This window comes from Pseudomonas sp. FG47 (assembly GCF_057809115.1).
Genome location: NZ_JBMDJI010000015.1, coordinates 88,751 through 111,442 on the forward strand (window position 1 = coordinate 88,751; position 22,692 = coordinate 111,442).

The 22,692-nt window shown below is 64.0% G+C and carries 28 protein-coding genes; 25 read left to right on the forward strand and 3 right to left on the reverse strand.

The features are described 5' to 3' along the window. Positions 1 to 42 precede the first annotated feature (42 nt). From ACODS5_RS13670 to recX, 20 genes are all read left to right on the forward strand, one after another. Positions 43 to 369 carry a GPW/gp25 family protein gene (locus ACODS5_RS13670; protein ID WP_134689501.1) on the forward strand — a complete coding sequence of 109 codons (327 nt, stop codon included), beginning with the start codon at positions 43 to 45 and terminating at the stop codon, positions 367 to 369. Beyond that, on the forward strand, positions 366 to 1,247 hold the full coding sequence (locus ACODS5_RS13675) for a baseplate assembly protein (protein WP_489108919.1): 882 nt from the start codon (positions 366 to 368) through the stop codon (positions 1,245 to 1,247). The genes ACODS5_RS13670 and ACODS5_RS13675 overlap by 4 nt, the downstream gene beginning before the upstream one ends. 1 nt (position 1,248) lies before the next feature. Then, a complete protein-coding gene (locus ACODS5_RS13680; RefSeq protein WP_489108920.1) occupies positions 1,249 to 1,860 on the forward strand; it encodes a phage tail protein I in 612 nt (203 codons plus the stop codon). Then, entirely contained in the window at positions 1,853 to 4,231 is a 2,379-nt protein-coding gene (locus ACODS5_RS13685) for a phage tail-collar fiber domain-containing protein (RefSeq protein ID WP_489108921.1), read from the forward strand. The genes ACODS5_RS13680 and ACODS5_RS13685 overlap by 8 nt, the downstream gene beginning before the upstream one ends. Continuing rightward, positions 4,228 to 4,623 (forward strand): phage tail assembly chaperone, encoded by a 396-nt coding sequence (locus ACODS5_RS13690; RefSeq protein WP_489108922.1) that lies wholly within the window; start codon positions 4,228 to 4,230, stop codon positions 4,621 to 4,623. Before ACODS5_RS13685 ends, ACODS5_RS13690 begins: the two co-directional genes overlap by 4 nt. Then, positions 4,620 to 5,504, forward strand: a complete 885-nt coding sequence (locus tag ACODS5_RS13695; protein WP_489108923.1) for a phage tail protein — start codon at positions 4,620 to 4,622, stop codon at positions 5,502 to 5,504. Before ACODS5_RS13690 ends, ACODS5_RS13695 begins: the two co-directional genes overlap by 4 nt. Before the next feature lie 119 nt (positions 5,505 to 5,623). Continuing rightward, the gene (locus ACODS5_RS13700; RefSeq protein ID WP_489108924.1) at positions 5,624 to 6,790 is read left to right on the forward strand and encodes a phage tail sheath subtilisin-like domain-containing protein; all 1,167 of its coding nucleotides are present in this window, start codon (positions 5,624 to 5,626) and stop codon (positions 6,788 to 6,790) included. A 13-nt stretch (positions 6,791 to 6,803) separates the two neighbouring features. Then, positions 6,804 to 7,313, forward strand: coding sequence for a phage major tail tube protein (locus ACODS5_RS13705; RefSeq protein ID WP_134689495.1), 510 nt, complete (start codon positions 6,804 to 6,806; stop codon positions 7,311 to 7,313). A gap of 12 nt (positions 7,314 to 7,325) precedes the next feature. Further along, complete coding sequence (locus ACODS5_RS13710) at positions 7,326 to 7,628, forward strand: phage tail assembly protein (protein ID WP_134689494.1); 303 nt, start codon at positions 7,326 to 7,328, stop codon at positions 7,626 to 7,628. Between the two features lie 125 nt (positions 7,629 to 7,753). After that, a complete protein-coding gene (locus ACODS5_RS13715) occupies positions 7,754 to 10,021 on the forward strand; it encodes a hypothetical protein (RefSeq protein ID WP_489108925.1) in 2,268 nt (755 codons plus the stop codon). 9 nt (positions 10,022 to 10,030) lie between these two features. Continuing rightward, positions 10,031 to 10,876: a phage tail protein gene (locus tag ACODS5_RS13720; protein ID WP_489108926.1), complete on the forward strand. Its 846-nt coding sequence runs from the start codon at positions 10,031 to 10,033 to the stop codon at positions 10,874 to 10,876. Further along, entirely contained in the window at positions 10,851 to 11,057 is a 207-nt protein-coding gene (locus ACODS5_RS13725) for a tail protein X (RefSeq protein ID WP_489108927.1), read from the forward strand. Before ACODS5_RS13720 ends, ACODS5_RS13725 begins: the two co-directional genes overlap by 26 nt. Positions 11,058 to 11,095: 38 nt before the next feature. Next, the gene (locus ACODS5_RS13730) at positions 11,096 to 12,130 is read left to right on the forward strand and encodes a phage late control D family protein (protein WP_489108928.1); all 1,035 of its coding nucleotides are present in this window, start codon (positions 11,096 to 11,098) and stop codon (positions 12,128 to 12,130) included. Between the two features lie 320 nt (positions 12,131 to 12,450). Next, on the forward strand, positions 12,451 to 12,999 hold the full coding sequence (locus ACODS5_RS13735; protein ID WP_489108929.1) for a hypothetical protein: 549 nt from the start codon (positions 12,451 to 12,453) through the stop codon (positions 12,997 to 12,999). Between the two features lie 61 nt (positions 13,000 to 13,060). Beyond that, positions 13,061 to 13,270, forward strand: a complete 210-nt coding sequence (locus ACODS5_RS13740) for a Com family DNA-binding transcriptional regulator (RefSeq protein ID WP_134689488.1) — start codon at positions 13,061 to 13,063, stop codon at positions 13,268 to 13,270. Further along, positions 13,257 to 13,808, forward strand: coding sequence for a glycoside hydrolase family 19 protein (locus ACODS5_RS13745; protein WP_134689487.1), 552 nt, complete (start codon positions 13,257 to 13,259; stop codon positions 13,806 to 13,808). The genes ACODS5_RS13740 and ACODS5_RS13745 overlap by 14 nt, the downstream gene beginning before the upstream one ends. Beyond that, a complete protein-coding gene (locus ACODS5_RS13750) occupies positions 13,802 to 14,302 on the forward strand; it encodes a lysis system i-spanin subunit Rz (protein WP_489108930.1) in 501 nt (166 codons plus the stop codon). Before ACODS5_RS13745 ends, ACODS5_RS13750 begins: the two co-directional genes overlap by 7 nt. Before the next feature lie 59 nt (positions 14,303 to 14,361). Continuing rightward, on the forward strand, positions 14,362 to 14,844 hold the full coding sequence (locus ACODS5_RS13755; RefSeq protein ID WP_489108931.1) for a CinA family protein: 483 nt from the start codon (positions 14,362 to 14,364) through the stop codon (positions 14,842 to 14,844). Positions 14,845 to 14,947: 103 nt separating this feature from the next. Then, positions 14,948 to 16,015, forward strand: coding sequence for a recombinase RecA (gene recA / locus ACODS5_RS13760; RefSeq protein ID WP_134689483.1), 1,068 nt, complete (start codon positions 14,948 to 14,950; stop codon positions 16,013 to 16,015). An 8-nt stretch (positions 16,016 to 16,023) separates the two neighbouring features. Beyond that, on the forward strand, positions 16,024 to 16,494 hold the full coding sequence (gene recX, locus ACODS5_RS13765; RefSeq protein WP_489108932.1) for a recombination regulator RecX: 471 nt from the start codon (positions 16,024 to 16,026) through the stop codon (positions 16,492 to 16,494). A gap of 50 nt (positions 16,495 to 16,544) precedes the next feature. Here recX and ACODS5_RS13770 read toward each other — a convergent pair whose 3' ends face one another. Continuing rightward, positions 16,545 to 17,663 carry an LOG family protein gene (locus ACODS5_RS13770; RefSeq protein ID WP_489108933.1) on the reverse strand — a complete coding sequence of 373 codons (1,119 nt, stop codon included), beginning with the start codon at positions 17,661 to 17,663 and terminating at the stop codon, positions 16,545 to 16,547. 288 nt (positions 17,664 to 17,951) lie between these two features. On the opposite strand from ACODS5_RS13770, the gene ACODS5_RS13775 reads away from it, so the two are divergent. After that, positions 17,952 to 18,158: a hypothetical protein gene (locus ACODS5_RS13775; protein WP_489108934.1), complete on the forward strand. Its 207-nt coding sequence runs from the start codon at positions 17,952 to 17,954 to the stop codon at positions 18,156 to 18,158. A gap of 2 nt (positions 18,159 to 18,160) precedes the next feature. On the opposite strand, the gene ACODS5_RS13780 is transcribed toward ACODS5_RS13775, so the two are convergent. Continuing rightward, positions 18,161 to 18,580 carry a quorum-sensing-regulated virulence factor family protein gene (locus ACODS5_RS13780; protein WP_489108935.1) on the reverse strand — a complete coding sequence of 140 codons (420 nt, stop codon included), beginning with the start codon at positions 18,578 to 18,580 and terminating at the stop codon, positions 18,161 to 18,163. Between the two features lie 213 nt (positions 18,581 to 18,793). Between ACODS5_RS13780 and ACODS5_RS13785 the strand changes: the two genes are divergently transcribed. The 3 genes from ACODS5_RS13785 (at position 18,794) to ACODS5_RS13795 (ending at position 20,846) form a co-directional block, all read left to right on the forward strand. Beyond that, positions 18,794 to 19,504, forward strand: a complete 711-nt coding sequence (locus ACODS5_RS13785; protein ID WP_134689474.1) for a tRNA-uridine aminocarboxypropyltransferase — start codon at positions 18,794 to 18,796, stop codon at positions 19,502 to 19,504. Positions 19,505 to 19,752: 248 nt separating this feature from the next. After that, a complete protein-coding gene (gene erdR, locus ACODS5_RS13790) occupies positions 19,753 to 20,403 on the forward strand; it encodes a response regulator transcription factor ErdR (protein ID WP_134689472.1) in 651 nt (216 codons plus the stop codon). Positions 20,404 to 20,480: 77 nt separating this feature from the next. Then, a complete protein-coding gene (locus tag ACODS5_RS13795) occupies positions 20,481 to 20,846 on the forward strand; it encodes a diacylglycerol kinase (RefSeq protein WP_134689470.1) in 366 nt (121 codons plus the stop codon). A 3-nt stretch (positions 20,847 to 20,849) separates the two neighbouring features. Here the strand turns inward: ACODS5_RS13795 and ACODS5_RS13800 are convergent, their stop codons facing one another. Continuing rightward, the gene (locus ACODS5_RS13800; protein ID WP_489108936.1) at positions 20,850 to 21,776 is read right to left on the reverse strand and encodes a LysR family transcriptional regulator; all 927 of its coding nucleotides are present in this window, start codon (positions 21,774 to 21,776) and stop codon (positions 20,850 to 20,852) included. A gap of 120 nt (positions 21,777 to 21,896) precedes the next feature. Between ACODS5_RS13800 and fpr the strand changes: the two genes are divergently transcribed. Continuing rightward, the gene (fpr, locus tag ACODS5_RS13805) at positions 21,897 to 22,676 is read left to right on the forward strand and encodes a ferredoxin-NADP reductase (RefSeq protein ID WP_011535180.1); all 780 of its coding nucleotides are present in this window, start codon (positions 21,897 to 21,899) and stop codon (positions 22,674 to 22,676) included. Positions 22,677 to 22,692: the final 16 nt, after the last annotated feature.

Below are 22,692 nucleotides of genomic sequence, written 5' to 3' on the forward strand. Positions count from 1 at the left end.
GCCGACCTCTCCTCGGGAGCTCTGCGTGTCTGGCGGTGCCCCATGATTGGCATGGACCGCCGCACAGGCCTGCCCTTGTCGGGCGTGGCCCATCTACGTCAATCCATCGAAGACATCCTCACCACCCCGCTGGGCAGCCGGCGCATGCGCCCGGAGTACGGCAGCCAGTTGCGTCGCTACGTCGACCTGCCGGTCAACGAAGGCTGGAAGAGCGCGGTGCAGGCCGAAGTGGCCCGTGCCCTCGGGCGCTGGGAACCGCGCCTGCAACTGGAGCGGGTCAAGGTGCTGGCCGTGCTCGACGGCCAGGTCAGCCTGGCCCTGAGTGGCCGCTACCTGGGCGACGACGCCCTGGTGGAGGTGACCGTATGAGCCAGGTCGATCTGTCGAAACTGCCCGCCCCGCAACTGCTCGAAGACCTCGATTTCGAGGTGCTGTACCAGGAGGACCTAGCCAGCTTCCGCGCCCAGCTGGGCGAAGGCTGGAGCGCCAACCTGGAAAGCGACCCGGTCACCAAGCTGCTCGAGGTCGGTGCCTACCGCAAGCTGCTCAACCGGGCGCGCATCAACGACGCGGCCAAGGCGGTGCTGCTGGCCTATGCCCAAGGCAGCGACCTCGATCAACTGGCGGCCAACGTCAGCCTGCAACGCCTGGTGATCCAGGCGCAGGACCCGACCACGCTGCCGCCCACCGCGGCGATCCTCGAGTCGGACGATGCCCTGCGCGAGCGCGTGCAACTGGTCTATGAAGGCCTGACCACCGCCGGCCCGCGCAACAGCTACATCCTCCACGCCCGCAATGCCTCGGGGCGTGTCGCCGACGCGACGGCCGAAAGCCCTTCGCCGGCGGTGGTGGACGTCACTGTCCTGAGCCTGGACAACGACGGCGTGGCCAGCCCGGAACTGCTGGCGCAGGTGAAGGACTACCTCAACGATGACGATATCCGCCCGGTCGCCGACCGGGTCAATGTGCGCAGCGCCGAGGTGTTGCCGTACCGCGTCGAGGCGGTGCTGTACATGGCCGACAACGGCCCGGAGTACGAGACGCTGCTCAGCGAATGCCGGCGTCGTCTGCAGGCCTGGGTCAACCCGCGCCGACGCCTGGGTGTCGAGGTCGCTCGTTCGGGCATCGACGCGCAACTGCATATCGATGGCGTCGGCCGGGTCGAACTGCTCGGCTGGCAGGACATTCGCCCGAGCAAGGCCCAGGCCGCCTGGTGCACCGGCATCGACCTGCAGCGGGGTGAGTGACATGCACAGCCTGTTGCCGCTCAACCGCACGCCGCTGGAGCGGGCTATCGAGGTGGCCGCCGACGAGGACCTCAAGGTCGCCCTGCGCACCCTCTACAACCCTGAAACCTGCCCGGCGCACCTGCTCTACCAGCTGGCCTGGGCCTGGTCGGTGGATCGCTGGGACGACAGTTGGAGCGAGGCGATCAAGCGCTCGGTGATCCGCTCGGCGTTCTTCGTCCATGCCCACAAAGGCACCCTCGGCGCCTTGCGCCGGGTGGTCGAGCCGTTCGGCTACCTGATCGAGGTGCAGGAATGGTGGCAGGCCGAGCCTGCCGGGGTGCCGGGGACCTTTGCCTTGAAGGTAGGGGTGGTGGACAGCGGCATTGACGAGCAGACCTACCAGGAGCTGACCCGTCTGATCGAGGATGCCAAGCCAATCAGCCGGCATCTGGTCGGGCTCGATATCAGCCTTGAAAGCCATATCCCCGCCTATCAGGCCATCGCGCTCTACGACGGTGAACTGCTGGAGGTACATCCCTGGCAGGCCTCGGACATCGACGTGCACCTGGGTGCTTACAACCTAGTGAACGATCACACCACGGACATACTGGATATTTACCTAAATGGCTAACTTAACCACCCAATTCGGTGGGTTCCTGACCAATGTGGGCATTGCCCAGCAGGCCAACACGGCTGTGCTGGGGCTGCCTTGGAACATCACCCACATGCTTATCGGTGATGCCGGTGGCGAGCCTTCGCAAACGCCGGATCCCACCCCCAAACCCACCCAGACCGCGTTGCTGCGCCAGGTTTATCGAGCGCAATTGAACGCGCTCTATCAATCACCCGCCGATCCCGGCGTGCTGGTCGCCGAGCTGGTGCTGCCGCCGGAAACCGGTGGCTGGTGGATTCGCGAACTGGCGCTGGAGGATGCCAACGGCAACTTCATCGCCGTGGCCAAGCCTGCGCCCAGCTACAAGCCTCTGTTGGCGCAGGGGTCCGGACGTACCCAGACCATCCGCATGCATGTGGTGTTCGGCAATCTCGCCAACGTCACGCTGAAGGTCGACCCCAGCATTGTGCTGGCCACCCGCGACTACGTCGACAAGGCCCGCGAGGCCGCCGAGCTGTACGCTCGCAACCAGATCAAGGCGCATGTCGAGGAGCCGGACCCGCACCCGCAGTACCTGCGCCGCGCGGACGTGGCCAAGGACGCCGGGCCTCTGGCCTGGCTCGGCGCGGCCGGTGGTACCGCTGATGCCTTGGTGCTGTCGCTCAAGAGCAACGAGGCGGCGCTCGGGGCCTACGCGGCCGGACAGCGCTTTCAGTTCCAGGCGACCGCCACCAACACTGGCGCCGCCACTGCGAAAATTGGCGGTTTGGCGGCCGTGGCCGTGAAGAAAACCGGTGCCGCCGGCCTGGTCGACCTGGTGGGCGGCGATATCCGCGCCGGGGCGCTGTATGACCTTAACTACGACGGCGCCTATTTCCAGTTGGGTGGCGGCGTCGGCGCCGGTAAAGCCTTCGAGCGGTTCTCGTTCGAAGCCTCGGCCGGGCAGCTGGTGTTCAACGTGCCGCATGTGGTGGGTAGCACGCTCGTTATGCGTAACGGCCGGGAAGTCACCGGCTATCTGTCGGACGGCCAGAAAATCACGCTCAAGGCGCCGTGTAACCTGGGCGAGTCGGTCGAGGTGTTGGCGTTCAGCTCGTTCTCGGCGGCAAACACCTACACCAAAGCCGAAGTCCAGGCGCTGCTGACTACCGCCTCGGCACTGCCGGTGGGCAGCATGTTGCCGTTTCCCAAGGGCACGGTGCCGCCTGGGTTTCTAGAGGTTGACGGCAGCGTGCAGACCGCAGCGGTTTACCCTGACTTGGCCGCTTACCTGGCCGGTTCGTTCAATAAGGGGGATGAGCCGGCGGGCTACTTCCGGTTGCCGGAATCACGGGGCGAGTTTCTGCGTGGCTGGGACCACGGGCGGGGTATTGATAGTGAGCGGGTTATCGGCAGCTGGCAGGCTGACGAACTCAAGTCGCATGCTCACTTGTTAGGTGTTCCAGTATCAGCCTCTATTGCTTCCGGGGCCAACGTTGTCGGCACTGCCGCACAAAACACCTTGCCCTCGACCTTGACTGGGGGTGGCGAGACTCGCCCGCGCAACTTGGCGGTGATGTGGTGCATCAAAGCCTGGAATGCACCGGTCAATCAGGGAAGCATCGACATCGCCGCACTGGCTGCACAAGTTCAAGAAATCTCGGATAAAGGAACCATTGTTGGGAGCACCCGCAATGGGAAAGTTTTTATCGGCGTGCCATCTTCATCGGCTACGTATGTAGCAGACGAGTTGGTTTTAGTTAGTGCGCTGGGCGGGAAGTCATATCGAATATCGAGCTTCACCAAATCCCTAAATCTTGCAGTGGTTGGTGCGGGAGGAATGGATGCCGGTGCTGCTCCAGCTAATGGTTTTGTGGCGATTTACGCAATTTATAACCCGACAACCGCTGAGTCTGCACTCCTGGGTGTAAATGCTACATCGGCAAGGGTCCCGGAGGTATACGGCGGGGTCAACATGCCGGTTGGCTATACGGCATCTTGCTTGCTGACCGTGGTCCCCATCGTATCTTCTAAATTTAGCCCTTGCGCGGTGCGTGGGAGAGAAGTGCATGTCGGTAGTTTCTACGTCTATATAACAAATACTATCGTGACGAACATTCTCGTATCTGCCGCCACGTTGGTCCCATTCAACGCAGTCTCGATGATCGGCACCATGGAGGCGACATGTACAGCGGCAGCGCAACTGGGGATATTGCTTACGGATGGGTACTTGCCAGGTTTGGCTGGGTTGAAAATTATGACTGCGGGGGTAGTTGCGACAGGCACCGTTACTTGTCCTTTTGGAGGCCTACTGCTGACCGATAGCAGAGAGTTTGCAATATCAACTTCTTTTGCGGGTGCTAGCGGAACTCCAACGTACAAGATCGCAGTATCGGGGTATGTGATATGAAGTATCTTCAAGTTGTCGATGGCGTGGTTATTTCGGCGTTCGCTGGTCCTCAAGACCCAGAGCGCTTTCCGGGCCTCGTTGAGGTGGAAGACGATGATCCGCGTTACTTGGGCCTCATTGCTTCTGTTACACCGGAAAAGCTTGTGCTGGAGCCAAGCGCCTTAGAGCGCCAGTGGCGCGATGCCCAGTTGGTCGAATTGGTCTGGCTGCGTGATCGTCACCGCGATCAGCTGGAGATTGGCGCCACCACCACACTGACCGCTGAGCAGTTCGCAGAGCTGCTGGTATTCATGCAGACGCTGCGCGACTGGCCTCAGTCCGAGGCGTTTCCTGACGAGTCAGCGCGGCCGGTGCCTCCGGTTTTCCTTGAACAATTAGGGGGTGATCAATGAGTCGCGCCGATGATCTGGCCGCGATTGAGCGCGGCTTGTTGGCGGTGCGGGGCCTGAACAACGCCCCGATCACTGCCAACAAAGTGTTGACCGAGCAGGATACCGGCGTGGTACTGGTCGATGCTTCGGCCGGCGCGGTGCTGATCGTGCTGCCGGCGGCGAACAAGCCGATGGATATCCGTGTGCAGCGGGTCGACAACAGCGGCAATAGCCTGACCGTGCGGGCTGCTGGCGGCGAGTCGGTCAGGTTTCATACCCATCTGCGCCCGGCCGGCTATGGCCACTTTGTGCTGATGGGCGCCGGTGACTTTTGGCATTTACGCAGTGATGGCGCTGGGAGCTGGCTGCTGCTCGCCCGGTTCGATAACACGCCGCTGGGACGCATCGCCTTTGAAACCACGACAGCCACCAACCCAGGCGGCTGGGGACGGCCTGACGCGCGGTTGCTGGGGCGTGGCGACTGGCCCTGGTTATGGGACCACGCTCAGCAGTCCGGAATGCTGGTAAATGATGCTCAGAGGGCCGGGATGGAAGGTGGATGGACCCGTGGTGACGGGACCAGCACTTTCCGTATTCCAGAGCTGCGCGGTGAGTTCATGCGCTCGCTTGACGAGGGACGCGCAGTGGATCCGACACGAACGCCTGGTTCATACCAGTCCGCTTCGCTGGTACATGGGGAGATCGTTGATGCAGTTTCGTCATTCCGGCGAATGCAAAATATGAAACCCAAGTTCTTCGATGTCGCTGACACAAACGAAACCGTGGCTGTGTCGACGACGACGGCGTCCGTCACTACACAAACAATTGCGGCGAACAGTATCTACTTTGGTGCTGTAAGACCTCGCAACATAGCCTATCCAAGCCGTATCAAACTGATCTGAATCGGCTTCGCATGAATCAATAGACACCTACCTACACAGGGCTGCTCTCTACCTGAGTCAAGCCCGTCCAGGCCCCGCACCCGCGGGGCCTTTCATACCTGAACCTGGAGCAAACCTACATGAGTGGATTCTTCCACGGCGTCACCGTGACCAACGTCGACACCGGTGCGCGCAGCATCGCGCTGCCGTCGTCCTCGATCATCGGCCTGGTCGACACCTTCACCGAAGGCCCGGGCGCCAGTGCCAAGGCCAACGACCTGGTGCTGATCACCAGCGAGCGCGAAGCGGTGGCGGCGTTCGGCCAGGACGCGGCGATCACCAAGGCCTGCCGCGCCATCTATAGCCGCGCCAAGGCGGTAATCGTCGCCTGCGGCGTGGCCAAGCTCGAAGACTCCGCCGAGCAGACCTCGGCGATCATCGGCAACGTGCTGGCCGACGGCAAGCGCACCGGCCTGCAGGCGCTGCTCGACGGCAAGAGCCGTTTCAACGCCCAGCCACGCCTGCTGGTCACCCCCAAGCACAGCGCCACCCAAGCCGTCGGCAGCGCCCTGGTGGCTCTGGCCGACAAGCTGCGCGCCATCGCCATCATCGATGGCCCCAACAGCACCGATGAAGCGGCCATCGCCTACGCCAAGAACTTCGGCGCCAAACGCGCGTTCCTGGTCGATCCGGGCGTGCGCTACTGGGACAACGCCGAACAGGCCACCGTCGACGCGCCAGGCTCGGCCTGGGTCGCCGGCCTGTTCGCCTTCACCGACCGCGAGTACGGCTTCTGGGCCTCGCCGTCGAACAAGGAGTTCGTCGGCATCACCGGCACCAGCCGCGCGGTGGAGTTCCTCGATGGCGACGACACTTGCCGCGCCAACCTGCTGAACAACGCCAACATCGCCACCATCATCCGTGACGACGGCTTCCGCCTGTGGGGCAACCGCACCCTGTCGAGCGACCCGAAATGGGCCTTCGTCACCCGCGTGCGGACCATGGACATCGTCATGGACGCGATTCTCTACGGCCACAAGTGGGCGGTCGACCGTTCCATCACCGCCACCTACGTCAAGGACGTCACCGAGGGCTTGCAGGCCTTCATGCGCGACCTGAAGAACCAGGGCGCGATCATCAACTTCGAGGTGTTCGCCGACCCGGAGCTGAATACCGCCAGCCAACTGGAGCAGGGCAAGGTGTACTGGAACATCCGTTTCACCGATGTGCCGCCTGCCGAAAACCCCAATTTCCGCGTCGAAGTCACCAACCAGTGGCTGACCGAAGTCCTCGATTCCGCCGCTTAAGGAGCGCACCTACATGGCAATGATTCCCGAAACCCTGGCCAACCTGAACCTGTTCGTCGATGGCGTCAGCTTCCAGGGCGATGTGCCCAGCCTGACCCTGCCCAAGCTCACCCTGAAGACCGAGGAGTACCGCCCCGGCGGCATGGACATGCCGGTCGAACTGGACCAGGGCATGGAAAAACAGGAGGCCGCCTTCACCACCACCGGCGTGCGCCGCGAGTCGCTGAAGTTCTTCGGCCTGGCCGACGGCACTGGCTTCAACGGCACCTTCCGCGGCGCCTTCAAGGGCCTCAAGGGCAAGATCAACCCGGTTATCGTCACCCTGCGCGGCGCGCTGAAGGAAGTCGACATGGGCGACTGGAAGTCCGGCGACAAGGCCGAGATCAAGCACAGCGTCGCCGTCACCTACTACAAGCTCGAGGTCGATGGCCGCCTGGTCTACGAAATCGATGCCCTGGGCATGAAGCGGGTGATCGACGGTGTCGACCAGCTGGCCAGCCAGCGCGCGGCACTGGGTCTTTAAGGAGAACGAACAATGGCTCAAGTGAAAAAACAGCCGCAATGGCTGGCGGTCGATGCCGAGCGAGTCACTGTGCGCTTGTCGCGCCCCAGCGAGGCCAACGGCGTGCAGGTCGATAGCCTGTCGTTGCGCGCGCCGACCGTGCGCGACATTCGCCAGGCTCAGGCCGGCGGCGCCGGCGACGATGAGCAGCGCGAGCTGAACCTGTTCGCCTCGCTGGCCGAGGTGGGCGTCAAGGACCTCGAAGGCCTGGCCCTGAAGGACTACAGCCGCCTGCAGGCTGGCTATTTTCGCCTGGTGCAGGACGACGAACTTTGATCCTGCCCGGCAGCAGGCCGCCGCCCGGCGGCTGGCCAGGGAGCTGAACTTTTCCGCCAGCGAACTCATGAGCATGTCGTTCAGCGACATGCTCTGGTGGCTGGCGGAATGACAAGGAGGAACGCATGGCGAACACACAGGTGTTCACCCTCGGGCTCGGCATCAGTGCCGACCAGCCGCTGGGCGCCGCGTTCGATACGCTCCGCCAGCGCATCGGGCGCCTGCGCAAGGAAGCGGACGGCACTCGCCTGGGGCGGCTGATCGGTGAGGTGATCCGCCTGGGCCTGGAACTGGACAAGGTGGGGCAGGCCGGCAGGAAGTTGGCTTACGAGCAGGCAGGGGGACACGAGGCGCAGGTCGAGCGCTTGCGCGACGAAGGCGCGCGTGTCGCTCGGTTGCAGCAGGCTTATGTGCAGCTGGGCCGGGTAATCGCCGGCTTGCCGCGGCTCAGGCCCGCCGATGTGCGGCCGGCCTGGCACCCGCCCTTGCTGTTGCCGGCAGCGAACGGCAAGGCAACGGCTGTGGCACCGGCCAAGCCCTCGACACCGGCCAAGCCCATGGCCACGCCGCGTAGCGCTGGCGAAAAAACCAGAATCGTCATGGCCGGGCTGGGCGGGCTTACCGCAGGTGGGATCGCGGCGTACAAGGCCAGTCGGCGCCTGAGCCCTGAACAGCGGCAGCGGGCGGTCAAGGCGGTCAGCGTTAAGGCCGAGATGGGCGCGGCCACGGCGGCGCTCAAAAGTGCCGAGGCCTTGGTGACTGGCGAGGATGGTCGAGCAAAGGCCAAAGGCGTTGGTGCCGCCGTCGGTGAACTGGCCGGCAACCTGCTCGGCGCGGCCCTTGGCGCGGCGAAGGGAGGGGCTCGCGGTGGCCAGCGAGGGGAAGACTACGCCAGCCTGATTGGCGGCTATCTGGGTGAGAAGCTCGGGGGGCGCGCTGGCGAGGGGCTGTACGACTTCTTCACCGATAGCAGCGACGACAAGGGCAGGATGCCCGAGGCGTCGCCGGCGAGTGCCCAGGCTGGAGCGGCCGCGCCTGCGTCGTCGCTCCAGTTGGCAGGGCCCCAGGTCGACCTGTTCGAGGCACAGGTCGACAGTGGGGCGCTACCGGCCCTTGGCAGTGCCTTGGGCGAACTCGAGCTCGGTGCCACGCGTGCGGGGCAACGCCTGCTGGCGCTGGGCGCGCCGGCCCCTGCCGCCACAGCGCCAGCGCAGACGCCGGCCAGCGCGGTGTTGCAGGCCTTGGCGGATAAACCCAAGTCTGCCCCGCCTTCCGCGCCAGGCATCGCCCCCGTGGCGAGTGCCGATGCGCCCAAGGGGGTATTCGCCAAGATCGGCGGCGCGGTCAAGTCCCTCGGTAAACCAGCTGTGCTGGGAGCCGTGGGCAAAGGCCTGGATACCTTCACCAGCGACAAGTCCGACAGCGACAAGGCCGAGGGCTACGGCAGCGCCGTGGGTGGCCTGGTCGGTACGCTGGTTGGCGGTGCGCTGGGCTCGGTGGTACCAGGCCTGGGCACGGTGGTCGGCTCCACGGTCGGTGGCATGCTGGGCGAGGCGGTGGGGGGCTGGGTCGGCAAGACCTGGTTCGGCGGTGACCAGCAGGCTGCCCCGACGGCCAGCAGCGAAGCGGTATCCGCCCAAACGCCCGCCGCCGAGGGCAACGCAGCGGCCACCAAGCCTGCGAGCGCCAGCAAGCTTGATAGCGCGAGCGGGCCCGCCAAGCAGGGCGCGCAACCTTCGCCAGCTGCGCAAGCCCCAGCCGCTGCGACACCTGCGGTGGAACCCAGGGGCGTTGGCGCGGCGATGAAGGTACTGGCCAAGCCAGCGCTCCTGAAAGCGACCCAGCAAGGGTTGACCACCTTCACCAGCGACAAGCCCGCTGGCGAAAAGGCCGAAGGCTACGGCAGTGCCGTCGGTGGGCTGGTCGGCACACTGATTGGCGGGGCGATTGGTTCGGTGGTGCCGGTGCTCGGCACCACCTTCGGCGCCGCGCTTGGCGGGATGGTCGGCGACCAGCTCGGCGGTTGGCTCGGTAAAACCTGGTTTGCCGGCAAGGAGCAGCCCAGCCAAGTGGGCACGGCAGCCAAGGGCGGTGCGGCCACGCCTGCGCAGGCACAGGCCGAGCCCGGCGATGTGCTGCGCTCGATCAGCAGCCCGGCTCCAGCCGCGCCGACTGCGCCTGCCGGCACATCGACCCCGCCCGCCACGCCACCTGCACCGGTCTACAACCAGCAATTCACTTTCACCTCGAACATGCCCGTCACCGTCAGCAACAGCCTCGACGACCCAGGCACGCTCGCGCAACTGGAAGCCATCGCCCGGCGCCAGTTGGAGGAGTTGATGCGCCAGGCCCGTTCGGTGCAGTTGGCCGACACCCCACACATTGCACTTTAAGGAGCAAGCATGACCTATCTGGAGCAGCTGCAAGCCACGCTGCACGCCCTGGTCAAGGCGGGCGAAGCAGGGCGTCGGCGTGCCGACGCCATGCTCGAGCCGATGAACGAGGCGATCGGCCACGTGCAGGGCGCGGTAGCCGAGCTGGAGGGCCTGCCCGTGGTCGGCCCAATCATTGGCGCCAAACTGCAACGCACGATGCGGGCGATCACCACGGCCCAGGCGCGGGTTGCCAAGGTAGTCGCCAAGTACGACCAGGCGCTCGGCGTGGCGCGCCAGGTGCGTGAGCGCATCGACGCTTTTGCCGGGCACGTGGTCAAGGCCAGCGCGGCGATCCGCCGGGTGGTGGGGGAGGTGCGCTCGACCGTCAATGGCGTACTGTCGACCCTGGGCTTCGCACCCGAGGCGACCCCCGCGCCCGAAGCGGTCAAGCCGTTTCCCCACCTACTGGTGTTGCAACCGCTCAAGGCCGGTACTTCGCCTTACTACTTCAACCTCGACACCGCCGCCTTCGACCAGTTGCGCCGGCAGACGCGTTTTCGTTGGGCCGGGCAGGAACGCCTGAGCCGTGAGAGCGCCCAGCAGGCGGTCAGCCTGGGCGAGGAAAGCATCACCCTGAGGGGGGCGATCTTCCCCGGTTTCAAGGGCGGGATCGGTCAGTTGCAGACCCTGCGCAGCATCGGCCGGCAGTTGTTGCCGTTGTCCTTGACCACCGGTTACGGCGAGGTGCTTGGCACCTGGTGCCTGACCAGCATCGAGGAAGAACAAAGCATGCTGCTGGCCGGCGGCATCCCTCGCAAACAAGGTTTCTCACTGGAGTTCGTCAGCTATGGCCAGGATTTGCACAACGTCTGAGGGCGATCTGCTCGACACCCTCTGCCAGCACTACTACGGGCATCTCGTTGGCACGCTCGAAGCAGTGCTGGATGCCAACCAGAGTCTGGCGGACGAGGCCCAGCCGTTTCGCGCCGGAGTGAGGATCCTGCTGCCGGAGCTGCCCGTGGCGGCGAGCAGCAGCCTGCAGTTGTGGGATTGATGACGCCCTCCCTTCACATCAACACCTGAGGCCTGACCATGCAGCCCCAATTTCGCATCACCGCGGACGGCCACGACATCACCACGTTGATCAACGACCGTCTGTTGCTGCTGCGCACCACCGACAAGCCCGGCCTGGAGTCGGACGAATTCGAACTACGCCTCGATGCCCGCGACGGCGCCTTGGCGCTGCCCGCCCGCGGCGCATCGCTCGAGGTGCACCTGGGATATGCGGGCCAACCCTTGAGCCGTCTAGGCCGCTATACGGTGGACGAGGTGGAGCTTTCCGGCCCGCCAGACACCTTGCTGATCCGCGGCAAGGCCAGCGACCTGCGCGGCACTGGCAAGACCATCCGTAGCGGTAGCTGGGAGCAGGCGACGTTACAACGCATCGTCACCGAGATCGCCGCCCGCAACGGCTGGCAGGCGGTGTGCCCGGTGACCGTGCAGATCCCGCGGGTCGACCAGTACAGCGAATCGGACTTCAACTTCGTCACCCGCCTGGCGCGCCTGCACGATTGCACCGCCAAGCTTGCCAACGGCCAATTGCTGGTGCTGCCGCGCCAGGGTGGACAGAGCGCCAGTGGCAAGCCCCTTGGCGTGGTGACCATTGCCCGTAGCGACGTTAGCCAGTGGCAGTTCCGCCTGGCCGACAAGAGCACCCACAAGGCGGTCAGGACCCGCCACCAGGACTGCGCCAGCGGGCGCCTGCAAACGCTGGAACTGGAAAACGGCGAGGCCCCGGACGGCCTGCAGCCGGTGTACACCGACCGCCACCTGTACCCCAATCGAGCCGCCGCCGAGCAGGCCGCCAAAGCGCGCCTGGCCAGCTTCAACCGCGATACCGCCAGCGTGCGCCTGGACCTGCCCGGGCGTACCGACCTGTTCGCCGAGTGCAGCATCGAGGCGAGTGGCTTTCTTCCAGGGCTCGATGGCACCTACCTGGTCGAGTCGGTGGAGCAGGTGTTCACCAGCAGTGGCTGGCGCACCACCTTGCAGTGCAACGGTGGCCGCCAGGGCAAGGCCAGGGCCAAGGGTTGCGCTGCGCGCCGTACCGGGCTGTGCAAGGCCTGAGGCTGTCCGGGAGAGCGTTTCCCGGTGCCTGTCGATGAATGCCGTTTCTATAGTCGTCGCTCAATCGACGCGCCTGACTATGGGGGGCAGCAAGGATGTCTGCAGTACTCGCTTACCGTGATATTTGCGTGATCGACAATGCGGCCCAGGGTACGCATGGAACTGCTTGCGCGAAGCCCTTGCTGATCACTGCAATTTCCTACCCCCAGGTGGATATTGGCCCGATTGAGTGGGTGAACCCACGACAGACATATTTTGGCTGGGATCGTTATCACTGATGGCGATTACCCCTTGTCTTGTCTGAAGAGGAGAAACGACCTGTGACGCTCAACATCTCATTTCGCGATGAGCGACCTGCAAGTACACCCAGGCGGCGCCTGCTGGAACTGTTGGTGTTTACCTTCTCTGGTCTGGCCGTGGCGTTGTTGTATTCCAACGATCGCATGGTCTACGTGCCTACCGATCTCGAACAGTTGCGCGAAATCGAGGGTGGGGTCAGTGGTTACTCGGACACCTGGAAAGTAGGTGGAAGGTCAGTCGTGCTGTTCGCAGTGTCTTACCGCTTGCAAGACGGCGTTCACCACCAGGGCGTTTTCAGCTATCGCGAGGGGTATGAGGGCGCAGGCTTGCGCGTCGCCAAGAAGGTATTGCTGACAGTCGAAGCAGGGGCTGAGCACAGCATGGTGCGCGAGGTGGCCACGGTGGATGGAGAAGTCCTTTTCGACGACCGGCTCTATTGGAGGGTCGTCAACTGGCACAACCGGCACGCGGATTTCATGATCGGGTTCGGCGCCTTTCTAGGCCTGGTGGGCGCGTGTCTGATGCTGTGGTCCGCCTGGGGCGATCGTCATGTGCTGTTCCAGCGCTGAATCGCGTTCATTTATCCGCATGCCGGGCGTTCCTGGCCGCTTTACCACCAGGACTACCCCCATGTTCATCGACTTCCGCTGTGGCCAATGCCACAAGCTTCTGGCCCGTATCACCCCGGTTTCCGAGCTCCAGATCAAGTGCGGCCGTTGCCGCACCTTGAACCATGTGAAAGCCACGCGCTTCGAGCCATCGCCTGTGAGCGAACCACCGGCGGCCTGCGCCGCCCTTCGATCAGACAGCCATGGAGAATGTATCGATGCCGCTCACTGAACAGCAGCTTCGCCAGATCTACCCACTCGCCGGGCAGCGCGCCGCGACTTTTCTGCCAGCCCTCAACACGGCAATGGCCAACTGGGAAATCGACCATCCCAAGCGCATCGCCGCCTTCCTCGCCCAGGTCGGCCATGAGTCCGGTCAGCTGCGCTACGTCAAGGAACTGGGCAGCGACCAGTACCTGGCGCGCTACGACACCGGCAGCCTGGCCCTGCGCCTGGGCAACACGGCGCAGGCCGATGGTGATGGTCAGCTGTATTGTGGCCGTGGCCTGATCCAGGTGACCGGGCGCAATAACTACCAGGCCTGCAGCCGCGCGCTGTTTGGTGACGAGCGCCTGCTGGCGCAGCCGCAGATGCTCGAGCAACCCCGCTGGGCCTGCGAGTCGGCGGCCTGGTTCTGGCACTCGCGCGGGCTCAATGCCTTGGCCGACCAGGGGGAGTTCAACCGCATCACCCGTCATATCAACGGCGGTCTCAACGGCCTGAGCGAACGCACGGCACTGTGGGCTCGGGCCCGCGAGGTGCTGTGTTGAGCCGCTGGCGGGCGGTGCTGTGCTTGCTGCTGATGGCAATGAGCGCCGCTGCGGCCTGGCAGGCCCAGGGCTGGCGCCATGGGCGCCAGCTGGCGGTGCAGGAACAGGCGTTGGTGCAGCAGCGGTTGGACCAGGCCAAGGCCTTGTACGAGCTGCTGCTGGTCGAACGCGAGCAACGCCAGGGCCTCGAACAACGCCTGCGCGACAGTGAATCGAAACATCATCAGGAACTCACCAATGCCCAACACGCTCAAGCACGCCTGCGTGATCGCCTTGCTACTGCCGATCTGCGCCTGTCGGTCCTGGTCGAGCGCGACGCCAGTTGCGCCGCAGTGCCTGCCGCCGCCGGCACCGGCGGCGTGGATCATGGCGCCGTACGCGCCCGACTTGACCCAGCGCATGCTCGACGAATTATCAGCATCACCGACGACGGCGACCGCGGATTGATCGCCTTGCGGGCCTGTCAGGACTACGTGCGAAGCCTGGCCCATTGAACCCTTGCCAGCGCACCGGGGAATGGTAGGGTAGGGCGCTGTCTTGTCAGGAGCTCGCCATGGACCCGATCACCGAACTTTCCACGCGCCTGGGCGAACACCTGCGGCGCGTCAACGCCCAGGTGAGCACCGCCGAATCCTGCACCGGTGGCGGCATTGCCGAGGCCATCACCCGTATTCCCGGTAGCTCGGCCTGGTTCGAGGCTGGCTATGTCACCTACTCCAATGCCCAGAAGACCCGCCAGCTCGGCGTACCCGAGCCCTTGTTCGCCCAGGTTGGCGCGGTCAGCCAGGAGGTGGTCGAGGCCATGGTCCGTGGTGCCCAGGCCGCCAGCGGGGCGCGCTTTGCCGTGGCGGTGAGCGGCGTGGCCGGGCCGGATGGCGGCTCGCCCGCCAAGCCGGTGGGCACGGTGTGGCTGGCCTGGGCCGACGGCAACCACGTGAGCAGCGAGCGGCTCCACTTCGACGGCGACCGCGAAGCGGTGCGCCGACAGACGGTGATCGCCGCGTTAGACGGCTTGTTACAGCTTGGCGCGGAGTAATTCACTCGACGGGGGTTTGCGGAAACGAATCCCTGTGGAATAATACTGGCTACTTATACAGTTGTTCCGGCCCCAGGGCCAAGTCGATCACGTGAGGATTTCAATGGACGACAACAAGAAGCGCGCCTTGGCTGCGGCCCTGGGTCAAATCGAACGCCAATTCGGCAAGGGCGCGGTCATGCGCATGGGCGACCACGAGCGCCAGGCGATCCCGGCCATCTCCACCGGTTCCCTGGGCCTGGACATCGCTCTGGGCATTGGCGGCCTACCGAAGGGCCGTATCGTCGAGATCTATGGCCCGGAATCCTCGGGTAAGACCACGCTGACCCTCTCGGTCATCGCCGAGGCCCAGAAAAACGGCGCCACCTGTGCCTTCGTCGACGCCGAACACGCCCTCGACCCCGAGTACGCCGGCAAGCTGGGCGTCAACGTCGACGACCTGCTGGTCTCGCAGCCGGACACCGGCGAACAAGCCCTGGAAATCACCGACATGCTGGTGCGTTCCAACGCGGTAGACGTGATCATCGTCGACTCCGTGGCAGCCCTGGTACCCAAGGCCGAGATCGAAGGCGAGATGGGTGACATGCACGTCGGCCTGCAGGCCCGCCTGATGTCCCAGGCGCTGCGCAAGATCACTGGTAACATCAAGAACGCCAACTGCCTGGTCATCTTCATCAACCAGATCCGTATGAAGATCGGCGTGATGTTCGGCAGCCCGGAAACCACCACCGGTGGTAACGCCCTGAAGTTCTACGCCTCGGTGCGCCTGGACATCCGCCGTACCGGCGCGGTCAAGGAAGGCGACGAGGTGGTCGGTAGCGAAACCCGCGTCAAGATCGTCAAGAACAAGGTCTCGCCGCCGTTCCGTCAGGCTGAGTTCCAGATCCTCTACGGCAAGGGTATCTACCGCAACGGCGAGATCATCGACCTGGGTGTTTCCCAGGGGCTGGTGGAAAAATCCGGTGCCTGGTACAGCTACCAGGGCAACAAGATCGGCCAGGGCAAGGCCAACGCTGCCAAGTATCTGCAAGAGAACCCAGCCATCGGCGCCGAAATCGAGAAGCAGATCCGCGAGAAACTGCTGACCTCGGGTGCTGTTGCAGCTGCTGCCAAGGCTGCTGCCGCCGAGGCCGATGCCGACGACCTAGCCGACGCCGACGCCGGTTACTGATTGAACCCATGTCCGTCGTACTCGACACCCCCGTCGCCGTTCGGCGGACAGCCATGGACCTGCTCGCGCGCCGCGAGCATGGTCGCGTCGAGCTGACACGCAAGCTGCGTCAGCGCGGCGCGCCGGATGAGCTGATCGAGCCTGCGCTCGATCGGCTTGCCGAAGAAGGGCTGCTCAGTGAGGCCCGTTACCTCGAAAGTTTCATCCGTTACCGCTCCAACGCCGGTTACGGCCCCGCGCGTATCCGCGAGGAGCTTGGCCAGCGTGGCTTGAACCGTGGCGATATCGACCAGGCCCTGCGCGACAGTGAAGTGGACTGGGCTACGCAGTTACGGGATGTCTGGCAACGCAAGTTCGCTGGGCAGCGGCCTCAAGACCCGCGTAGCCGGGCACAGCAAACGCGATTTCTCGCCTACCGTGGGTTTGCCATGGACATGATCGGCCGGCTGCTCAGCGGTCGCGATCTTGACGATTACTGAAGGCCTGTGGGCTGGCTCGAGCACGAGCCAGCCCACAGGCCTTTTTGCGTTCAGTTCACGCGCAAGGCATCCCGGGCGCGTTGGGTGGTACGCATGGGCTGGGGCTTGGCCCAGTTTTCCGATAGGTTGATGAAGTCCACCAATTCTCGCAGGCGCCCTTGGTCGCGGCCGTTGAAGGCGAACGTCAAGCGTGTCAGGTGGCTGAAGTCGCCTTGCTCGTGCTCGGCGCCGCTGTCGGGCTGCTGGTGGTACCTGCCACTCAGGCGCAGGTCGGCAAAGCCTTCCTCCACGTCATGCAAGGCTGCTTCGCTGAGTGGGTGATGCATGCGGATCACGAACTGGTTCTTCAGCCAGCGGCTGGAGTGGTAATTGCTGTAGAACTGGTTGATTTCCTCTACCGCTTCGTCAGCACTGTGCACCAGGCGCACCAGCTTCAGGTCACTGGGCAGGATGTAGCGGTTTTCCTCGAGCTGGCGGCTGATGAAGTCCAGCGCGTCGCGCCAGAAGCTGCCGCCGGGCGAGTCGAGCAGCACCACGGGCACCAGCGGGCTCTTGCCGGTCTGGATCAGGGTCAGCACTTCCAGGGCCTCGTCGAGGGTGCCGAAACCCCCTGGGCACAGTACCAGCGCGTCGGCCTCCTTGACGAAGAACAGCTTGCGAATGAAGAAGAAGTGGAACGGCAGCAGCTTGTCGGTGCCATCCACCGTGGCGTTGGCATGCTGCTCAAAAGGCAGGGTGATGTTGAAACCCAGGCTATGGTCGCTGCCTGCGCCCTCATGGGCTGCGGCCATGATGCCGCCGCCGGCGCCGGTGATGACCATCAGCTCAGAGCGGGCCAGGGTGGCCCCCAGCTCCCGGGCCAGGGCATACATCGGGTGCTCCAGCGGAGTGCGCGCCGAGCCGAACACGGTGACCTTGCGCCGCCCTTTATAGCGCTCCAGGGTGCGGAACGCATGGTCCAGTTCACGCAGTGCCTGCAAGGTAATCTTGGCGTTCCAGCGGTCACGGTCGTCGTGCGCCATGCGCAGGACGGTCAGCATCATGTCGCGGTACAAGGGCAAGTTGGGGCTGTTCGGTGCGACCAGTTGCAGTTGCTGGTCGATATGCGCCAGGTCGATGCCATGGTCACGGAAGTGGTTGAACAACAGCTCGTTCGGTTGGTAAGGCATTCAACGTCTCCTTCTGCAGCAAAACCTCTGACCGGGTCGATGGCAGGTCCCGGCCGCGACACTGCGTGTGTCGCTGGCTGCTGTGGCTCGAGCGTGCGCCCCGAGCGTTGCAGTAGGCCTTCAAGGCCATGTTGCAGTGGCAGTTCCATCGCGTTGTCGTTGTTATGGACACTCGTTATCAATCTAGACGCTGGCGCGGCTTCGTGCCGCCTGTCAGATCGGAGCGAGACTCTGCTCGGCTTTGGTTTACTGGAGGCGACCAGACGCGCGGTGCAGGGAGGTGGTGGTATGCATCGGTTGGTGCTGGAGGTGGACGGGCAGCTGTTGCAACTGCTCGAACGAGAGGCGCAGGCTCATTGCCTGAGCCTGGAGGCTGAGTGCCTGCGCCGCCTGCAAGGCCACGAGCGGCATTCGCGCTATCTACAGGCCTTGTTGGCCGAGCTACGCGCCGAAGATGAGCAACGGCGCGCCAGTGACGGCAACCAGGTGGCCTGAAATCACTTCTTCTTGTTGCCGGCCGTGCAGCTGGCGGCATCGAAGGCCTGGTCCATGACCGGCTGGTTGGTCTTGTAGACGCTGAAGCGGTAGACCATCACCGCGCCCTTGGACATCAACTGGCGATAACCGTTGTTGCGGCAAACACTGTCGCCCAGCTGGCTGCGCACCTGCGCGGGGTTGGCCTGCATGCGCGCGGCATGCTCCTGACGCACGCTCAGGTGGTTGACCAGTGCCTTGCCTTCGACGGTATAGCCCTGGTCAAGGATGTCTTCGTTGATGGCCCGTGGGGTGCCGACGCTGCTTTCCTTGGCGACCTTCTGCAGCATCTGGGTCAGCTCGTATTCCTGCTTGGACGCGGCCTGGGCCGCCAGGGGCAGGGCGAGCAGCAGGCTCAGGGTCGGGGCGATAAGACGCAGCATGAATCTCTCCTGGTTCGATGACTGGCGCTTTGACCGGCGCCGGCGGGCGGCGTTCCATGAAACCGCTGGGTTTCCAGGCCGCCAGAACCTGGGATTATAAAGGAGCCATCGGCCAGGCTGCACGGCAAATGACGCATGCTCTGGTAGACTGCGCCTTTGTTTTTACCGAGTTATCGCCGTGCCCCGCCCATCTTCCCTCCAAGGCCTGCTGCCATGAGTCACGCGGTAGCGCGCTTGCGCGCCGAGCGCCTGGCCCGCAGCAACAAGCCGTTCATTGCCCGTGGCTCGCGCGCCGAGCGTTGCCCGGATTGCCGAGTGATCGCCAGCCACTGCCTGTGCGCCTGGAAACCCAAGGTCCAGGCCGAGGCCGGCGTGTGCCTGCTGATGCATGACACCGAGCCGTTGAAGCCGACCAACACCGGCTGGCTGATTGCCGACCTGATCGAGGACACCTCGGCCTTCGGCTGGCTGCGCACCGCGGTGGACGAGCGTCTGCTGGCGCTGCTCGACGACCCGCGGTGGCAACCTTTCATCGTCTTCCCCGGCGAGTTCGTCGCCCAGGAGCGGGTAGTCAGCGAGGTGCTGCGCGAGCCGGGCAAGCGCCCGCTGTTCATCTTGCTCGACGCCACCTGGACCGAGGCGCGCAAGATGTTCCGCAAGAGCCCGTACCTGGACCGTTTCCCGGTGCTGAGCCTGCAGGCCGAGCAGATGTCGCGCTATCGCCTGCGCCGCTCCAAGCGCGATGACCACTTCTGTACCGCCGAGGTGGCCGCCATGTGCCTGGAGCTGGCCGGCGACAGCCAGGCCTCCCAGGCCCTGGACGCCTACCTGGATGTGTTCAGCCTGCACTACCTCAGCGGCAAGCGTCGCCTGGCGCTGGATGCGCAGGATGAGGTGCATCAGCGTTTGCATACCTTCCTATAGTCCAAGGGGCAGGCCCGACGGTTTGGTTCATACTGTCGGGGCTGGCAGCCAGGGTGGGCGGAGTCGACCGGCTTGACCACCCGGTTCGTGCTCGGCATCCTTGGCGCCGCTTCAGGCACGACGAAGCTGCTGTTACCCCGGACTTCGCCGTGCCATCCCGGCCGGCGGCCCTGCCGTTCGCGCCATGAGTTGCCTGCCAGGCGCGCCCGTACCCCAAGCGCCCGGCACAGAACAGGATCCATAGATCGATGGCCACATACGAAATCCTGATTGCCGATGACCACCCGTTGTTTCGCAGTGCCCTGCGCCAGGCCGTTACCCTCGGCCTGGGCCCGGACGTGCGCCTGGTGGAAGTGGCGAGCATCGCCGAACTGGAGGCCAGCCTCGCGGAAAAGTCCGACTGGGACCTGGTCCTGCTGGACCTGAACATGCCAGGCGCTTACGGCTTCTCCGGGCTGGTCCTGTTGCGCGGCCAGTATCCGCAGATCCCGGTGGTGATGGTGTCGGCGCAGGAAGAAGCGTCGGTGGTGGTGAAGTCCCGCGAATTCGGTGCCAGCGGCTTCATTCCCAAGTCCAGCGAGCTGAGCAAGATTCAGGAAGCGGTGCGCAACGTGCTCGACGGCGACGTCTGGTGGCCGCCCCAGGCGTTCGAGAAAGTCGACGTGTCGGCGGAGGCCAAGGCCGCCAGCGAAGGGCTGGCTAGCCTGACCCCGCAACAATTCCGCGTGCTGACCATGGTCTGCGAAGGCTTGTTGAACAAGCAGATCGCCTATGAGCTGAGCGTTTCGGAAGCGACCATCAAGGCCCATGTGACAGCGATCTTCCGCAAGCTGGGCGTGCGCACCCGCACCCAGGCGGCGCTGCTGTTGCAACAACTCGAATCGGTTTCGGCTACTTGAGGGGCGCAGCTTCACGCTTTTTTGACCCCGACTGGTCTAGTCTGCTGGCCTTTTTCTCGGTGAAGTGACACACACGCATGTCGCCATTCAAAGGCCAGACCGGCCTCAAACGTATCGTCAATGCCGCGGGCTACTCGTTCGACGGCCTGCGCACCGCCTTCAAGGGCGAGGCGGCTTTTCGCCAGTTGGTGCTGCTCAATGTGCTGCTGATTCCCATCGCCTTCTGGTTGCCGGTCAGCCGCGGTGAGCGGGCGATCCTGATTGCCGTGTGCCTGCTGGGGCTGATCGTCGAACTGCTCAACTCGGCGGTGGAGGCGGCCATCGACCGTATCTCCCTGGACCGCCACCCGCTGTCGAAGAATGCCAAGGACATGGGCAGCGCCGCGCAATTGGTGGCAATGACCATGGTCGCGTTGGTCTGGGGCGTGATCCTGCTCGGCTGAGCCTCAGGCGATCGGCGGCAGGACGATTTCGTCACTGCGGCGCACGCCTGCGGTGAAGCTGCGGCACAGCTCGAGAAACTCGCGCATGGCCGAGGTCTGGTACTTCTGTTTGTGCCAGATGAAGTAGAACTGCCGCGACAGGTCCAGCGCCGGGGTTTCCACCGGTACCAGGCTGCCGCGACGAAATGCGTCGCGAAGCGCCAGGCGCGAAATGCAGCCAATACCCAGGCCTGATTCCACGGCGCGCTTGATCGCCTCGGTATGCTCCAGCTCCAGGCGGATGTTCAAATTGGCGCGGTGATGACGCATGGCCTGGTCGAAGGTCAGGCGCGTGCCCGAACCTTGCTCGCGCAGAATCCATGCTTCATGGGCCAATTGCTCGATATCGGCATGGCCGACCTTGGCCAGCGCATGTTGTGGCGCGCAGAACACCACCAGTTCGTCCTCCACCCAGGGCTGAACTTCCAGGTCGGGGTGGTTGCAGTCGCCTTCGATTAGACCCAGGTCAATTTCGTAGTGGGCGACTTGTTGCACGATATGCGCGGTATTTTGTACATGCAGTTTCACCTGGCTTTCCGGGTGTATCTGCATGAAGCTGCCGATCAGCAGGGTGGCCAGGTAGTTGCCGATGGTCAGGGTGGCGCCGACGGTCAGCGAGCCGAAACCGGACTTGCCGTTGAGCAGATCCTCGATTTCCTTGGCCTGATCGAGCAGGGCGACGGCTTGCGGCAGCAGTTGGTGCCCCAGGGCATTGAGGCTCAAGCGCTTGCCGGCGCGGTCGAACAGCTGGCAGCTGGACTGGCGCTCCAGTTCGGTGATCGAGGTGCTGGCGGCCGATTGCGACAAGGCCAGCACGCCAGCGGCCCTGGACACACTCTGGTGCTGAGCGACGGCGACGAAGACCTGGAGCTGACGAAGTGTAAATCGCATATCTATATAACCGATAACACATATCTTGATAATTCAGTTAACAGATATTGTCGCTGCCCCTAAACTATCGCGCAACTGCGCGTCTTGTGCGCGCCGCGTTTTCCTTCAGGAGCCCCATCGATGAGCAACATGAACCACGAACGTGTCCTCAGTGTGCACCACTGGAACGACACCCTGTTCAGCTTCAAGTGCACCCGTGACCCGGGCCTGCGCTTCGAGAACGGTCAGTTCGTGATGATCGGCCTGCAGCAGGATAGCGGCCGTCCGCTCATGCGCGCCTATTCCATCGCTTCGCCAAACTGGGAAGAGCACCTGGAGTTCTTCAGCATCAAGGTGCCGGACGGCCCGCTGACCTCACAGTTGCAGCACCTTAAGGAAGGCGATGAGATCATCATCAGCAAGAAGCCTACCGGCACGCTGGTACTCGACGACCTCAATCCGGGCAAGCACCTGTACCTGCTGAGCACCGGCACCGGCCTGGCGCCGTTCATGAGCGTGATCCAGGACCCAGAAACCTACGAGCGTTTCGAGAAGGTGATCCTGGTCCACGGCGTGCGTTACGTCAACGAAGTGGCCTACCGCGAGTTCATCACCGAGCACCTGCCGCAGAACGAGTTCTTCGGCGAGTCCGTGCGTGACAAGCTGATCTACTACCCGACCGTGACCCGCGAGCCGTTCGAGAACCAGGGCCGTCTGACCGACCTGATGCGCAGCGGCAAGCTGTTCAGCGACATCGGCCTGCCACCGATCAACCCGCAGGACGACCGCGCTATGATCTGCGGCAGCCCGAGCATGCTTGACGAGACCAGCGAAGTGCTGGACAGCTTCGGCCTGAAGATTTCGCCGCGCATGCGCGAACCGGGTGACTACCTGATCGAGCGTGCGTTCGTCGAGAAGTAAGGCGAGCGGCAGAAAT